General features: G+C 64.6%; 15 protein-coding genes and 1 tRNA gene. 10 read left to right on the plus strand and 6 right to left on the minus strand.

From position 1 onward, the window contains the following. Positions 1-150: 150 nt before the first annotated feature. Complete coding sequence (locus K2U94_RS04880; RefSeq protein WP_243066138.1) at positions 151-2085, minus strand: potassium transporter Kup; 1935 nt, start codon at positions 2083-2085, stop codon at positions 151-153. Positions 2086-2226: 141 nt separating this feature from the next. Here K2U94_RS04880 and hrpB point away from each other — a divergent pair, with 141 nt between their 5' ends. The 3 genes from hrpB to K2U94_RS04895 all read left to right on the plus strand — a co-directional run bounded on the left by hrpB (position 2227) and on the right by K2U94_RS04895 (position 5930). Beyond that, positions 2227-4737, plus strand: coding sequence for an ATP-dependent helicase HrpB (gene hrpB, locus K2U94_RS04885; protein WP_243066139.1), 2511 nt, complete (start codon positions 2227-2229; stop codon positions 4735-4737). 543 nt (positions 4738-5280) lie between these two features. Further along, a complete protein-coding gene (locus K2U94_RS04890; protein WP_243066140.1) occupies positions 5281-5511 on the plus strand; it encodes a hypothetical protein in 231 nt (76 codons plus the stop codon). A 125-nt stretch (positions 5512-5636) separates the two neighbouring features. Beyond that, entirely contained in the window at positions 5637-5930 is a 294-nt protein-coding gene (locus tag K2U94_RS04895) for a hypothetical protein (RefSeq protein WP_243066141.1), read from the plus strand. 156 nt (positions 5931-6086) lie between these two features. On the opposite strand, the gene K2U94_RS04900 is transcribed toward K2U94_RS04895, so the two are convergent. Beyond that, a tRNA-Ala gene (locus K2U94_RS04900) sits at positions 6087-6162 on the minus strand. Between the two features lie 184 nt (positions 6163-6346). On the opposite strand from K2U94_RS04900, the gene K2U94_RS04905 reads away from it, so the two are divergent. From K2U94_RS04905 to K2U94_RS04915, 3 genes are all read left to right on the plus strand, one after another. After that, a complete protein-coding gene (locus K2U94_RS04905; RefSeq protein ID WP_243066142.1) occupies positions 6347-6664 on the plus strand; it encodes a YggT family protein in 318 nt (105 codons plus the stop codon). Then, positions 6661-6993: a DUF167 family protein gene (locus tag K2U94_RS04910; protein WP_243066143.1), complete on the plus strand. Its 333-nt coding sequence runs from the start codon at positions 6661-6663 to the stop codon at positions 6991-6993. The genes K2U94_RS04905 and K2U94_RS04910 overlap by 4 nt, the downstream gene beginning before the upstream one ends. A 78-nt stretch (positions 6994-7071) precedes the next feature. Further along, positions 7072-8121, plus strand: coding sequence for a MaoC family dehydratase (locus tag K2U94_RS04915; protein WP_243066144.1), 1050 nt, complete (start codon positions 7072-7074; stop codon positions 8119-8121). Between the two features lie 60 nt (positions 8122-8181). On the opposite strand, the gene K2U94_RS04920 is transcribed toward K2U94_RS04915, so the two are convergent. Together K2U94_RS04920 and K2U94_RS04925 are read right to left on the minus strand one after the other, a co-directional pair. Next, positions 8182-8418: a hypothetical protein gene (locus tag K2U94_RS04920; protein ID WP_243066145.1), complete on the minus strand. Its 237-nt coding sequence runs from the start codon at positions 8416-8418 to the stop codon at positions 8182-8184. 268 nt (positions 8419-8686) lie between these two features. Further along, positions 8687-9670, minus strand: coding sequence for an alpha/beta hydrolase family protein (locus K2U94_RS04925; RefSeq protein ID WP_243066146.1), 984 nt, complete (start codon positions 9668-9670; stop codon positions 8687-8689). 296 nt (positions 9671-9966) lie between these two features. Between K2U94_RS04925 and sdhC the strand changes: the two genes are divergently transcribed. From sdhC to K2U94_RS04945, 4 genes are read left to right on the plus strand one after another with little or no spacing between them, the layout of a single operon-like run. Continuing rightward, positions 9967-10374, plus strand: coding sequence for a succinate dehydrogenase, cytochrome b556 subunit (gene sdhC / locus K2U94_RS04930; protein WP_243066147.1), 408 nt, complete (start codon positions 9967-9969; stop codon positions 10372-10374). Between the two features lie 11 nt (positions 10375-10385). Beyond that, positions 10386-10775 carry a succinate dehydrogenase, hydrophobic membrane anchor protein gene (gene sdhD / locus K2U94_RS04935; RefSeq protein WP_243066148.1) on the plus strand — a complete coding sequence of 130 codons (390 nt, stop codon included), beginning with the start codon at positions 10386-10388 and terminating at the stop codon, positions 10773-10775. Positions 10776-10835: 60 nt separating this feature from the next. Beyond that, positions 10836-12668, plus strand: a complete 1833-nt coding sequence (gene sdhA / locus K2U94_RS04940) for a succinate dehydrogenase flavoprotein subunit (RefSeq protein ID WP_243066149.1) — start codon at positions 10836-10838, stop codon at positions 12666-12668. Positions 12669-12679: 11 nt separating this feature from the next. Beyond that, a complete protein-coding gene (locus tag K2U94_RS04945; protein ID WP_243066150.1) occupies positions 12680-13459 on the plus strand; it encodes a succinate dehydrogenase iron-sulfur subunit in 780 nt (259 codons plus the stop codon). Positions 13460-13625: 166 nt separating this feature from the next. On the opposite strand, the gene K2U94_RS04950 is transcribed toward K2U94_RS04945, so the two are convergent. After that, a complete protein-coding gene (locus K2U94_RS04950; protein ID WP_243066151.1) occupies positions 13626-14213 on the minus strand; it encodes a GNAT family N-acetyltransferase in 588 nt (195 codons plus the stop codon). 274 nt (positions 14214-14487) lie between these two features. Further along, positions 14488-14889 carry a (deoxy)nucleoside triphosphate pyrophosphohydrolase gene (locus K2U94_RS04955; protein WP_243066152.1) on the minus strand — a complete coding sequence of 134 codons (402 nt, stop codon included), beginning with the start codon at positions 14887-14889 and terminating at the stop codon, positions 14488-14490. Between the last annotated feature and the right edge of the window lie 20 nt (positions 14890-14909).

Here is a 14909-nt window from a genome sequence, read left to right on the forward strand (position 1 = left end):
ATTGCGGCCATTCGCGCGCGGGAGGCGAGCGTAGGATTACGACCGGCAGGAGCGAAGACCATGCCGCGTCGTCGGGCGTCCATCTCATGATACGCCATGGCCGAACAGATGCCGAGGGTTGCCTGACGCGCCTTGCGCGTCAGGCAACCCTCAAATCGTCACCTGCGCGCCCATCTCCACCACGCGATCCGACGGGATCGAGAAGAAGTCCGTGGCATTGGTCGCCTGTTTCGACAGGCTGACGAAGAGCTTGTCCTGCCAGGGCGGCATGCCGGACACCGGCGATGTTTTCAGCGTCCTTTTGCCGAGGAAGAAGGACGTGGTCATGATGTCGAATTTCACCCCGCATTTGCGCATCAAAGCCATGGCGGCCGGCACGCGCGGGCTTTCCATGAAGCCGAAATAGAGGGTTACGCGCATGAAATCATGCGAAAGCTTCTCTATTTCGAAGCGATTCGCTTCGGAGACGCGCGGCGTCGGCTTGGTGACGACGTTCATGATCACGATGCGCTCGTGCAGCACCTTGTTGTGCTTGAGATTGTGCATCAGCGCGGACGGCGCGACATTGGGATCGCCGGTGAGGAAGACCGCCGTGCCCGGCACGCGGGTCGGCTTGGATTTTTCCATCATGCGGATGAGATCGACGGTCGGAATCGAATCGCGATGGGTCTTCTTGCCGAGAAGGTCGGTGCCGCGCACCCATGTCCACATCACCACCATCGACAATCCGCCAAGACCGAGCGGCACCCAGCCGCCTTCGAGCACCTTGACCAGATTGGCGGCCAGGAAGGCGAGATCGACGGTGAGGAACAGGCAGATGAAGGGGATAGCGGCGACGAGCGGCCAGCGCCACAATTTCCACACCACGAAAAAGGCGAGCGCCGTGGTCACCACCATCGTGCCGGTCACCGCAATGCCATAGGCATTGGCGAGATTGTCCGAGCTGCGGAACAGAAAGACCAGCAGCAGCACGCCGACCAGCAAGGTCCGATTGACGCGCGGGACGAAAATCTGTCCTTCCGTGGTCGCCGATTTGTGCTGGATTTCGAGGCGCGGCAGCAGGCCGAGCTGGATCGCCTGGCGCGACAGCGAGAAGGCTCCCGTGATGACCGCCTGGCTGGCGATGACGGTGGCGGCGGTCGCGAGCACGACGAACGGAATGAGCGCCCAGGGCGGCGCCATCAGATAGAACGGGTCCTTGACCGCCGCGGGGTTTTTCAGCACCAGCGCGCCCTGGCCGAGATAATTCGTCACCAGCGCCGGCAGGACGAAGCACAGCCAGGCGATCTGGATCGGTCGTCGGCCGAAATGGCCCATGTCGGCGTAAAGCGCCTCCGCGCCGGTCACGGCGAGAAAGACGAGGCCGAGGGTGACGAAGCCGGTCGCGCCATGGCCGAACAGGAATTCAATGCCCCTTATCGGGTCGAAGGCGTAGAGGATCCGCGGCGCGTCGGCGATGTGGAAAAGCCCGAGAACCCCGATGAGGCCGAAGAAAACCACCATGATCGGGCCGAAATAGGCCGCGACCCTGGCCGTGCCGCCGCTCTGCACCACGAACAAAGTCACCAGAATGACCACCGCGATCGGCAGGACATAGGGCTCGAAGGCGCTTGACGCGGTATTGAGGCCCTCGACCGCCGACAGCACGGAAATTGCTGGCGTGATGATGGCGTCGCCGGAAAACAGCGCCGCCCCGGCGACGCCGAGCAGGAAGATCGCCTTCGAGCCGCGGCCGAGCGCGTTCTGCGCCAGGGCCATCAGCGACAGGGTGCCGCCTTCGCCCTTGTTGTCGGCGCGCATCAGGAAGAACACATATTTCAGGGTCACCACGAAGAACAGGGCCCAGATCAGCAGCGAAACGATGCCGATGACCTCGGATTCGATCACGCCGTCCTTCTTCATATGGTCCAACGCCGCCTTGAGGGCGTAGAGCGGGCTGGTCCCGATGTCCCCATAGACCACGCCCATCGACCCGAGCAGCAGGGTCCAGAAGCCTTCGGGATGTTCGGAGGGAGGTTCGGCTGGCGTCCGGAGGGAGTCGGAAGAAGGGGCGACGGCGCTGGTAGGAACTGTGTCTTGCGACATGGAGACTCCTGGCTGCCGCCTCAAAATTGAGGCGCTACCAAGGCAAACCTATAGACCTTTCCGTGGCGCCGGAGAAGGGGCCGGGCTTAGCCTTTCGGTTGAGCCGATTGCGACGGCCCGGAATTGCTGGCAAGAGGCGCCATGATTTTCGATCCGCCGCGCTCCGCCCCCGTCCTGCCGATCGACGAGGCCCTGCCGCGCCTCGCGGAAAAACTTGAGGAAACCGAACGGGTTGTGCTGGTCGCGCCGCCCGGGGCCGGCAAGACCACGCGCGTTCCCCTCGCTCTGCTCGACGCGCGCTGGCGGGGCGACGGCAAGATCGTGGTGCTGGAGCCGCGCCGCCTCGCCGCTCGCGCCGCCGCCGAACGGATGTCGACTCTCATGGGCGACAAACTCGGCGAAACCATCGGCCTGAAGGTGCGCCTGCAATCCTTGAGCGGGCCGAAAACGCGAATCGAGGTGGTGACCGAGGGCGTTTTCGCCCGCATGATTCTCGACGACCCGTCGCTTGAAGGCGTCGCGGCGGTGCTGTTCGACGAATTCCACGAGCGTTCGCTCGACGCCGATCTCGGCCTCGCTTTGGCGCTCGACGCCCAGGCCGCGCTGCGGCCGGATTTGCGCCTTCTGGTCATGTCCGCGACGCTTGACGGCGCCCGCGTCGCGAAACTGATGCGGGACGCGCCGATCGTCGAATCGCAGGGGCGCGCTTTTCCTGTCGAGACCGTCTATCTCGGCCGCGACCCGCGCGAAAGAATCGAGGACGCCGCCGCCCGCGCCGTGCGCCGCGCGCTTGCCGAACAGCCCGGTTCGCTGCTCGTTTTCCTGCCCGGCCAGGGCGAAATCCTGCGCCTTGCCGCGCGCCTTGAGGAAAACCTGAACGACGAGGCGATCGACGTCTGCCCGCTCTATGGCGCGATGGAGCGCGCGGCGCAGGATCGCGCCATCCGCCCCGCCGCGGAAGGCCGGCGCAAAATCGTGCTCGCGACCTCGATCGCGGAAACCTCGATCACCATCGACGGCGTCCGCGTCGTTATCGATTGCGGCCTCGTCCGCGCGCCCCGCTTCGAGCCCGATCTTGGCCTCACCCGCCTCGAAACCCTGCGCGTTTCGCGGGCCGCCGCCGATCAGCGGCGCGGGCGCGCCGGCCGCACCCAGCCCGGCCTGTGCTACCGGCTGTGGGAAGAGGCCGCGACCGGCGCGCTGCCGGCTTTCGCCCAACCCGAAATCCTCGCCGCCGATCTTTCGGGGCTGCTGCTCGACCTCGCCGCCTGGGGCGCGCGCGATCCGGGCGAATTGCTCTGGCTCGACCCGCCGCCCGCGCCCGCCTGCGCCGAAGCCCGCGCTTTGCTGCAAAAACTCGGCGCGCTCGATGCGATGAGCGCGATCACCACTCGTGGAAAGGCGATGCGCCGCCTGCCGCTGCCGCCGCGCCTCGCGCGCATGGCGCTTCAGGCGGAAAATTTCGGCGCCGGCGAGCGGGCCTGCGAACTTGCCGTGGTCCTGAGCGAACGGGGCCTGGGCGGCGATTCGCCCGATCTTGCCGGGCGTCTGGAGCGATTCGCCCGCGACAATGCGCCGCGCGCCAGGGATGGCCGTCGTCTCGCCCATGGCTGGGCCCATGCGCTGCGCTCGGCCGCGCGCGAACTGGACGAAAAGAGCGCGCCGATCGCGCTCTCTCCCGGCGCCCTCATTGCTTTGGCTTTTCCCGACCGCATCGCCCGGGCGCGCGGCAAGCGCGGCGACTTTCTCATGGCCAATGGCCGGGCCGCCAGCCTCGAACCGTCTTCGCCGCTTGCGGGCGCAGCCATGCTCGCCGTGGCCGAGGTCGTCGGCCGCGCGGGCGCGAGCCAGATCGTCGCGGCGGCCGAACTGGCCGTGGATGAGTTCGAAACCTTGTTCGGGGCCGAAATCGTCGTTCGCGACGAGACGCGCTTCGACGCCGCGAGCGGCGGCCTGCGTCGCCGCGAGACGCGGCGCTTCGGCGCCTTGACCCTGGCGGAGCGCAATCTCCCGGTCGAAGCCTCGCTGGAAAACGCGCAGATGCTTGCGCGGGCCGCGGCCGCCTTCGGCCTCGACCGCCTGGGCTGGAGCAAGGCGCAAGGGCAATTGCGCGAGCGCGTCGCCTTCCTGCGCGGTGCTTTCTCAAGCGAGGGAGACAATCCCTGGCCGGATTTGAGCGAGGCGGGGCTTGCCGAGAACCCGGAAGAATGGCTCGCGCCCTTCATCCTCGGCCGCCAGAAGCTCGACGAGATCGCCGCGGAGAATTTCGACGCCGCTCTGGCCGCGCTGATTCCCTGGGATCTGGCGCGGCGGCTGGAGGCGGAGGCGCCGACCCATTTTGTCACCCCCGCCGGCTCCGCCATCGCTCTGGATTACGGCGGGGCGGAAGGCCCCGTTCTGGCGGTGCGGGTGCAGGAGCTTTACGGCCTGGCGATTCATCCGAGCCTCGCCGGGGGCAGGGCGCCGCTGACCCTGCATCTGCTCTCGCCGGCGCACCGGCCGATCCAGATCACCCGCGACCTGCCCGGCTTCTGGAAAGGCTCCTGGGCGGCAGTGAAAGCGGAGATGAAGGGCCGCTATCCGCGCCATGTCTGGCCGGACGATCCGGCCGCCGCCGCGCCGACGACCCGCGCGAAGCCGCGGGGAAGCTGAAATTCGCCGCCGCCCGCCGCCGCTTCGTGGGCGTCGTGGCTTCGTTTCAATTCTGGCGCGGCGGGTTCGGCGTTTCGGACCGCGAAGCTCGACGCTCGCTCGTCGGGGCCTGGCGATCGGGCGACGGCGCGCCCAGGACCAGTCCCGCATAAAGGCTGGGCGCGCCGTTATCGTCGAAGATCGCGCGCCAAATTTTCCGTAAAGCGCCCATGGGATTCCTCCTTCGTCTCGAAGGTGTCGAAGAGTGAAATAATGTTGTGCGCTTGAATTAACAATCCGTAAAGGCCTTCGCAAAGCCCTGATCGGTCTCGAATTGCCGAGGTGAAGGCGATGCGTCAGCCGTGAATCGCGCGCTGACCGTAAGCCGCGTCGCCGGCGGAAACACGAAAAGTTTAAAGATTGGCAACCTTTGAGGAAATAAGGTGCGCTCAGGAAACACCCGAAATCTAAGTCTTCCACCCTTATGAATGCATAAACGTTCGCATTTTCTTCATGCCTTGATGGCGTTGAGATGAATGGAGAGGGTGACCAAAGAGGTATATCATGTATACCCACGACACGCCCGGCCGCTTCAGCTGTGAGCAACTTGAAATCTTTGCCAAGGCCGACGCCATGTTTGGAATGTCTTTTCCCTATATGAGCGAAATTCACCCATCCGCGGCGCGTCATTCTTTCAGCCTGTTCGGCCAGGTTCTGGCCCATGCGGCCAGAACGCCGCTCCGCGCCCTGGCGCGCCGCAAGGCGCCGGCCGGTCCCGTCCTCGCGCCGCGCTGAGCGAAAGCCGGCTTCCGGTTTTCGAAATGTCGGCGCTCCAGTCGCCCGCGACGTCCCGTCGCGGGCTTTTTGTTATGATCGCGACGCCCGGCGAGCAGCGGGCGCACATGATTGCGAGTCGCAAAATGCATATTCCATCCGTCGATCCCCTGGTCGCCGTCGGCGTGATCGCCTCGACCGCGGCGACAGACGCCGTTTACGTGCTTTTCAACGCCTCGGTCTCCGAGCGCAGGAGATTCGCCGCCGCGACCTGGAGCAGCGTGTGGTATCTTTTGTCCGCCTTCGCGGTGATCAGCTATACGTCGAACTGGATTTACGTCCTCTTCGCCGCCTCGGGGTCCTGGATCGGCGGTTTCTTCTCGATCACCGCGCTGAACTGGATCAAAATGCGAAAGGGCGGCGCGCCGGCGACGGAATGAGGGATCCGTCTCCTGGGAATGGCGCGGGGCGTCGGCCGGCGCGCTCGAAGACGCGAAGCCGGCTTCGACGGAAATCCCTCATAACGGCTGTCTGGCGCGGCGGCGCCCCACCCAGCGCGAGCAGGAATCTCTAATGAATTGATTCTACGATAATTTTGGTGGAGCTGAGGGGATTCGAACCCCTGACCTCTGCAGTGCGATTGCAGCGCTCTCCCATCTGAGCTACAGCCCCGTTCCGGAGCGGGTGTTTAGGGCTCGCGCGCTTTCCTGTCAATCGGAACGCGCGCCTTGGCTCATGAAAAATGGCCCATGAAACTAAACAATGAAATCTTGCGGCGGCAAAACTTGTTCCGTCGCGCCAAAAACCCTAAAAGGCGGCGGTCCCACTCGGTCTAATCATTTGGCCCGGAGTCGCAATGTCCGCCGCAGCCTTCCTCCTTCCCGTGTTCCGGGTTCTCGATATGGCCATCAACCTCTATTGGTGGGTCATCATCGTCATGGCCGTCATGTCCTGGCTGCTCGCCTTCGACGTGATCAACATGCGCAACGATTTCGTCCGCTCGGTGTGGAACGGCGTCAACGCCCTCACCGAGCCGGCGCTGCGGCCGATCCGCCGCTTCCTGCCCCCGATCGGCGGCATGGATATTTCCCCGATCGTGCTCCTGCTCCTGCTCTCCTTCATCCAGATGGAGCTGGGCCAGCTGGCGCGCAGCCTGATCGTCTCCTCGATGTGACCGCGCCCGCCTTCTGGACCGCCCGCGCCGACGGAATAGACCTCCATGTCCGGCTGACTCCCAAATCCTCGCGCGACGCCCTGGAAGGCGCCGAGACGCGCGACGACGGCGCCCGCGTGCTCAAGGCGCGGGTGCGCGCCGTGCCCGAGGACGGCAAGGCCAACGCCGCCCTGATCGCGCTGGTCGCGAAGAGCCTGAAAGTTCCGGCCTCGCGCGTAAAACTCGCTTCCGGCGCGGCGTCGCGGCAAAAGACCCTTTTCATCGAGGGCGACGCGGAGGCGCTGGCGGAGCGCCTCGCCGCGCTTTTTCCGGACGGTTCAACCGCCTGAAAGAGCGAAGGCGCCATTGCCAAGCCGCGCCGCCATGGCCTAAACGCAGAAGACAGTTCCGCGGGTCTGGGGGCAGACATGAGCAAGACCAATTCCGGCAATTTCTTCGAGGATTTCCAGCTCGGCCAGGTGATCGTCCATGCGACGCCGCGCACGGTGACGGTGGGCGACGTCGCGCTTTATACCGCGCTTTACGGCGGCCGTTTCGCCGTTCAGTCGTCTGACGCCTTCGCCCAGGCGATAGGCTATCCGAGGAGCCCGGTGGACGACCTTCTGGTGTTCCATATTGTCTTCGGCAAGACGGTGCCCGACATTTCGCTCAACGCCGTCGCCAATCTCGGCTATGCCGATTGCCGCTTCCTCGTCCCGGTCTATCCCGGCGACACCCTGTCCTCGACCTCGGAAGTCATCGGCCACAAGGAAAACTCTAACGGCCAGACCGGCGTGGTCTATGTCCGCTCGCGCGGCTTCAACCAGCATGGCGACGCCGTGCTCGAATATGTGCGCTGGGTCATGGTGCGCAAGCGCGACCCCAAATCGCCGGCGCCGGCGGAAGTCACCCCCCAGCTTCCCCGGGCGCTCGCGCCCGACCAACTCGGCGACGCCTGTCCGGTGATCGATCCGCGCAAATATGACCTCGCGCTTGCCGGTTCGCCCTTTCGCTGGGGCGATTATCTGCCGGGCGAGAAGATCGACCATGTCGACGGCATGACGGTCGAGGAGGCCGAGCACCAGCTCGCGACCCGCCTCTACCAGAACACCGCCAAGGTTCATTTCAACCAGTTCACGGAAGGGCAGGGCCGGTTCGGGCGGCGCCTGATCTATGGCGGCCATGTCATTTCGCTCGCCCGGAGCTTGAGCTTCAACGGGCTCGCCAACGCCTTCCACATCGCCGCGATCAACGGCGGGCGCCATGTCAGCCCCTTGTTCGCCGGCCTGACCGTGTTCGCCTGGACCGAAGTGCTGGAGCGCGCCGAAATCCAGGGCCGCGACGACGTCGGAGCGCTGCGCCTGCGCACCATCGCGACCAAGGATCAGCCCTGCGCGGCTCACCCCGCCAAACAGGGCGACGGCTATGATCCGAGCGTCATTCTCGATCTTGACTATTGGGCGCTCGTTCCGCGCTGAAACGAAAAGCCCCCGCGAGCGTCTCGCGGGGGCTTTTATGATCTCTTTCTTCGCGGCTTGTTAATTTCCGCCGGCGGTCAGAACGACCAGCAGGACCAGCATGGCGCCGGCGGAGGCGATGGCCAGGGCGCCGACGCCGGCGAGGCCGAAGGTTAGGCCGAGGACGACGGCCGCGGCGACGATCAGCGCCGCAATGATCATAAAGCCCTTGAGAGCGGCGGCTTCGGTATTGTCCGCATGTTCGACGGACGGGACCTCGACGACGGAAGCGTCGGCAATGAAAGCGTCGCTGCTCATGAATTCCTCTCGCTTTTGGCCTGTGGCCGGGACTGACAAAGGTGAAAACGCCGCTATTTTAAGTTGTCGACGTTTTGACACAGGGGCCCCATCGTATTCCGCGCTCATGGCGCCGCGGCCCGCAGCGATTGCCATACACCCGCTTTCCCGAGAAAAAAAGTGGGGTCAGGAAAATTTATGCCGGCGCAAATAAATATTACGCCTCATCCGCAATGACCTGAATCAAATTTCATCACTGGCGCCTCGATGCGCGCCAGCGCTGCTCAATTCATGCGCCGTTGCGTTTCAGGAACTCCCAAACCTTGCGCGCGGCGTCGAAATTATGGCCCTCGCTTGCGGGCGGAGCGGCGGGATGCGCCGTTTTCGAGCCGGTGTGAGGCGTCAGGGTCGCGATCCGCAGAAGCTCGACCGGCGTCCTGCAGCCCGCATAGGACAGGATCGCGCCGCGCGCCCGGGCCACGCCGTGCGAATCGTGCTCGATCAGCGGACGCTCCTCGCGTTTCGCGCCGCAGCCCGCGCGCCTCGCGAACATGGCGAGGGTCTCTTCGGCGGGCAGCGCCTGGATGGAGCCGCCCACGAATCTGGCGTGGCCGCCTCCGAAGGGGACATTGGGATTGGCGACGTTATTGACGGCGATATAGGCCGTCGGATTGCCGGCGCAATGCGCGAGATCGGCCGGCATGGCGGCGCCGAGCGTCGCGATGCCGGCGACGGAATGGCCGACGCCGCCGCAGATCGCGCGAAAGGCGAAGACCCCGCCCGATGCTTCGCCGACCAGGAAAATCTTGCGCGGGTCGCCAACGCCTGCGTTGACGAAGCGGTTGATCAGATCGTGCAGGAAGAGCGTGTCGCGGTCGGCGTTCGGCCCGGCCGCCACCGGCCAGCCGCCGGCCAGAGGCTCGGGATACAGGAAAACCGGCTTGCGCGATTCGACGATCTCCTGGAAGGCGAGGCGATGGCGCCTGACGCCGCCGTTCCTCGGACGCAGGACGATGATCAGCGGCCGGCGGCGCAGCTTCAGAGCCGCATGCTGGATGACGACGGCGGACCGGGTGACGCCGCCCGACTGCATATAGAGCCGCGCCGACGCCAAGGCGGAGGCCGGCAGGCCCAAGGCGGCGAGGCCGTACGCGATCAGCCCCGCCGCGATCGCGGCGAAACCTCGGGCGCGCCAGCGGGCCGGCGCCCGCTCCATTTTCACGCGCCCCGACGCGAGCGCCCCGGCGCGAGCGGAAAAGCCGAACAGGAACATGATATCGTCTCCAACCACCTTAGCTTTGGCTTCTTTGCATTGCGAAAGCAAGACATTCGCCTGACAGGCCCGCAAAATCGCGCCTTTCCGCGCTGGCGCGGGCCTTGCTCGGGCGGCGGGAACCCCGAATCGCCGGCCTCCAAAGCCGGCCGGCCTACATCGAAGGGCTGACGTCGAGCTCATTGCGCAGTGCACGCGTTTCCATTAGTGAGTGTTCGACCCTTGGGTTTATCTTGCGTTGCCCGGCGTTTACCGCGCCGCAAAACTGTCTCTGTCCGAACAGGAAGGGTGATTCCATGGCCGATCCCAGCCCGATTCCGCTGGAGCAGCGCCGCCCGCTCTCGCCGCATCTGCAAATCTACAAATGGACGCCGACCATGGCCGCGTCCATCGCCCATCGCGCCACCGGCGTGGCGCTTTATGCGGGCACCGTCCTGCTGCTGTTCTATCTGCTCGCGGCGGCGGGCGACGCCCACAGCTTCAATTTCATCTCCGCCATTTTCGGCTCCTTCCTCGGTCAACTCGTCCTCTTCGGCTACACTTTCGTGCTGCTGCTGCATGTGATGGGAGGCCTTCGCCACGCCATCTGGGACGCGGGAGAGGGTTTCGATCCGGTATGGCGCGACAGGCTTTCGGTGGGCTCGGCCGCCTCGGCGGCGGTTCTCACCATCCTGCTGTGGATCGTCTCCTTCATCATCCGCTAAAGGCCCGCCCGATGAACCAGAAAGCCACGCTTCAGACGCCCCGTTCGCGCGTAAAATATCTCGGATCGGCAAAATCCGGCACCCATCACGTCTGGATGATGCGTCTGACCTCCTTCGCGCTGCTGCCGCTCACCATCGCCTTCATCGTGGTCGTGCTTTCGCTCGCCGGGCGCGATTTCCAGAGCGCCCGCATTTTCCTCGGCTCGCCCTTTCCCTCGATCCTCATGCTGCTCTTCGTTGGCGTCGGCGTCTATCACATGACGCTCGGCATGCAGGTGATCATCGAGGATTATATTCACGTCGAACGGACGAAAAGCCTCGCTCTGATGGCCAATATCTGCTTCGGCCTGCTGATGGGCGCGGCTTTGGTCTATGCCGTGCTGCGCCTGAGCTTCACCTGATTTTCGCGCGGGCGAGCCCGAGCCGCCCGGCATCTGCAATTCCTGTTTGAGGGGTTTCCCATGGCTTCGAACGACGCCCCGGCCAAGGCGGCCATCGGCGGCAAGGCCTATCCGGTCGTGGACCACACTTTCGATGTGGTCGTCGTCGGCGCTGGCGGCGCGGGCCTGCGCGCCACGGTCGGCTGCTCGCAGGCGGGCCTGCGCACCGCCTGCGTGACCAAAGTCTTCCCGACCCGGTCGCATACCGTCGCGGCGCAGGGCGGCGTCGCCGCCTCGCTCGCCAATATGGGTCCGGACAACTGGAAATGGCACATGTACGACACCGTCAAGGGCTCCGACTGGCTCGGAGACCAGGACGCGATCGAATATCTCTGCCGCAACGCGCCAGCAGCCGTCTATGAGCTGGAACATTGGGGCGTGCCGTTCTCGCGCACCGTGGACGGCAAGATCTATCAGCGCCCCTTCGGCGGCATGACCACCGATTTCGGCAAGGGCCCGCCGGCCCAGCGCACCTGCGCGGCGGCCGACCGCACCGGCCACGCCATGCTGCACACGCTTTACGGCCAGGCCCTGAAGAACTCGACCGAATTCTTCATCGAATATTTCGCCATCGACCTGATCATGGACGCGGAAGGCCGGTGCCGGGGCGTCGTCTGCCTCAAGATGGACGACGGCACGATCCACCGTTTCCGCGCCCAGCTCGTGATCCTGGCGACCGGCGGCTACGGCCGCGCCTATTTCTCCGCGACCTCCGCCCATACCTGCACCGGCGACGGCGGCGGCATGGTTCTGCGCGCCGGCCTGCCGCTGCAGGATCTGGAATTCGTCCAGTTCCACCCGACCGGCATCTATGGCGCGGGCTGCCTGATCACCGAGGGCGCGCGCGGCGAAGGCGGCTATCTGACCAATTCCGCCGGCGAGCGATTCATGGAGCGCTATGCGCCTTCCGTGAAGGATCTCGCGCCGCGCGACATGGTCTCGCGCGCCATGACCATGGAAATCCGCGAAGGCCGGGGCGTGGGCAAGAACAAGGACCACATCTTCCTGCACCTCGACCATCTCGACCCGAAAATCCTGCACGAGCGCCTGCCCGGCATTTCGGAAAGCGCGAAAATCTTCGCCGGCGTGGACGTCACCCGCGAGCCGATCCCGGTCCTGCCGACCGTCCATTACAATATGGGCGGCATCCAGACCAATTATCATGGCGAAGTGCTCGTCAAGAAGGGCGACAACCCGGATGTCGTGGTGCCCGGCCTGATGGCGATCGGCGAGGCGGCCTGCGTCTCGGTCCATGGCGCCAACCGCCTCGGCTCCAACTCGCTGATCGACCTCGTGGTGTTCGGCCGCGCCGCTGGTCAGCGCGCCGCCGAAATCGTGAAGGCGGGCGCGAAACAGGACAATCTGCCTGATGATTCGGCCGATCTCGCCTTGTCGCGCCTCGACCATTACCGCTACGCCAATGGCGGCACGGCGACCGCCGAGCTGCGCCTGAAAATGCAGAAGGTCATGCAGAACAATTGCGCCGTCTATCGCACCGGCGAGGTTCTGGAGGAAGGCGTCAAGCTGATCCACGACGTATGGGCCGGCCGCGACGACCTGCGCGTCTCCGATCGCTCGCTGATCTGGAACTCGGACCTGATCGAAACCCTGGAGTTCGACAATCTGATCGTCCAGGCCGCGGTGACCATGGTCGGCGCCGAGAACCGCAAGGAATCGCGCGGCGCCCACGCCCGCGAGGATTTCCCCAATCGCGACGACGTCAACTGGATGAAGCACACTCTGGCGACCATCGACGACGCGGCCAAGGCCGTGAACATCGATTACCGCCCGGTGCATAGCTACACCATGAGCGACGAGGTCGCCTATATCGAGCCCAAGGCCCGCGTCTACTGAGGTCGAACCCGATGGTTGAATTCGCTCTTCCGAAGAATTCCGTTGTCGGCTCCGGCAAAACCTGGCCGAAGCCCGTCAACGCCAAGCGCCTCACCGAATTCCGCATCTATCGCTGGAACCCGGACGACGGCCGCAATCCTTCGATCGACACTTATTATGTCGATCGCGACGATTGCGGGCCGATGGTGCTCGACGCGCTGCTTTACATCAAGAACAGCATCGATCCGACGCTGACGCTTCGCCGCTCCTGCCGCGAAGGCATCTGCGGCTCCTGCGCCATGAATATCGACGGCGAGAACACGCTCGCCTGCACCAAGGCGATCGACGACGTGAAGGCGCCGGTCGCCATCTATCCTCTGCCGCACATGCCGGTGGTGAAGGATCTCGTGCCGGACCTGACCGTTTTCTATGCCCAGCACGCGTCGATCGAGCCCTGGCTCCATACCGAAACGCCGGCGCCGGAAAAGGAATGGCTGCAGTCGCCGCAAGACCGCGCCAAGCTCGACGGGCTCTATGAGTGCATTCTCTGCGCCTGCTGCTCGACCTCCTGCCCGTCCTATTGGTGGAACGGCGAACGCTATCTTGGTCCGGCGGCGCTGCTGCAGGCCTATCGCTGGCTGATCGATTCGCGCGACGAGTCGACGGGCGAAAGGCTCGATTATCTGGAAGACCCGTTCAGGCTCTATCGCTGCCACACCATCATGAACTGCGCCCGCGTCTGCCCCAAGGGCCTCAACCCGGCCAAGGCGATCGCGGAAATCAAGAACATGATGATCGACCGGCAGGCGTGATCGCGGCCGGCTTTGAAGCGAACGGGCGCTTGACAGTTGAGGCGTTCCCTCTCCCCGCATGCGGGGAGAGGGCTTAAAGCAAACGGCTGGAACGCGCGGCCCTTGTCGGCGGCGCCAGCGTCTGTTGCGTGACGTTCGGGAATGCCGCTTGAATGGCCGCTTGGCGTCAGGCCCGCGGCTGCATCGAGAAGACGCGGGTCTGCAGGTCGAGCATGGCGGTGGCGAAGCTCGTCGCATTATCGGCGAACTCGCCCCAGACCGAGGCCGGGGTCGGCTCGCGCGCCACCAGCCTGCCGGTCATGTCGTCGGTCTCGAAGCGCAGATCGGCCTCGAATTTCTTGGCCAAAGCCTGCATCGCCACATTGCTGGCGAGACACGACATATAAAGCGCGTCGGCGCGGCGGTTGCGCGCGGCGCGCACGATGCGCGACATCAGTTCCGAGCCGACGCCACGGCGGCGCCAGTCCTTCTCGACGCTGAAGGCGGCCTCGACCGACCCGCCGATGATATTGTTGCCGACCGCCCGCAATTCGCCAGCGCCGCGCAATGCGCCATCGACATAATAGCCATAGATCACATCGTCGATGCCGAAGCAGCGCTCGGCGTAACGGATCAGAAACTCGTCGTTGACCGACATTGCGAAGCGATCGTACCGGCTTTTGGCGTCCAGCCGCAACAAATGCTCCCGAAAAGCCGAGAGATCGGCCGGCCATAATCTGCGGATGACGCCGCCATGGATCATCATCTGTTCCATAGGGGTTTTCCTATCTTTCCGCGGCGCACCGCCGCTGTTGCTCCGACCCTCCGAAGACGCTTCCTCGTTCATGTCCCTAATATGCTGCAGCGCAATAAAAAGTTCAAGCCCTAACTTTAGGCAAGTGAGTCATTGAAATAACACAGTAAAAACCATTTTCTTTGTTTTGCCCTATTCGCGCCACATCCTTGAATGGAGGGTTAACGCGGCTTTAATGCTGCAATGCGAAAAGCTCTTAGGCTCGGCGGTCTGAATAAAAGGTGAATGGCCGCCGTCAGTCCAAAAGCTCGATCAGGGCCGGAATCAGCGGCGCGTCGGCCGGCGGCATGGGAATGTCGCGCAATTTCCGCGGCGCCAGCCATTTCAGCGCCTGTCCCTCGCGCGGGACCACCATTCCCTCCCAGCGCCGGCAGACAAACAGCGGCATCAGGAGGTGAAAATCCTCATAGGCATGGTTGGCGAAGGTGAGCGGCGCGAGGCAGGGCGCCTTGACCTCAATCCCTAACTCCTCGCGCAATTCGCGAATCAGCGCCTGTTCAGGCCGCTCGCCGGGGTCCAGTTTGCCGCCGGGGAATTCCCACAGGCCGGCAAGCTGCTTGCCTTCGGGCCTTTGCGCCACCAGCACCCGATCATCGGCGTCGATCAGCGCCGCCGCGACGACAAGAAGTAGTTTCATTCGCTCACGCGCCCCTTCGG

It is taken from the genome of Candidatus Rhodoblastus alkanivorans, from assembly GCF_022760755.1.
GTDB classification, from domain to species: domain Bacteria; phylum Pseudomonadota; class Alphaproteobacteria; order Rhizobiales; family Beijerinckiaceae; genus Rhodoblastus; species Rhodoblastus alkanivorans.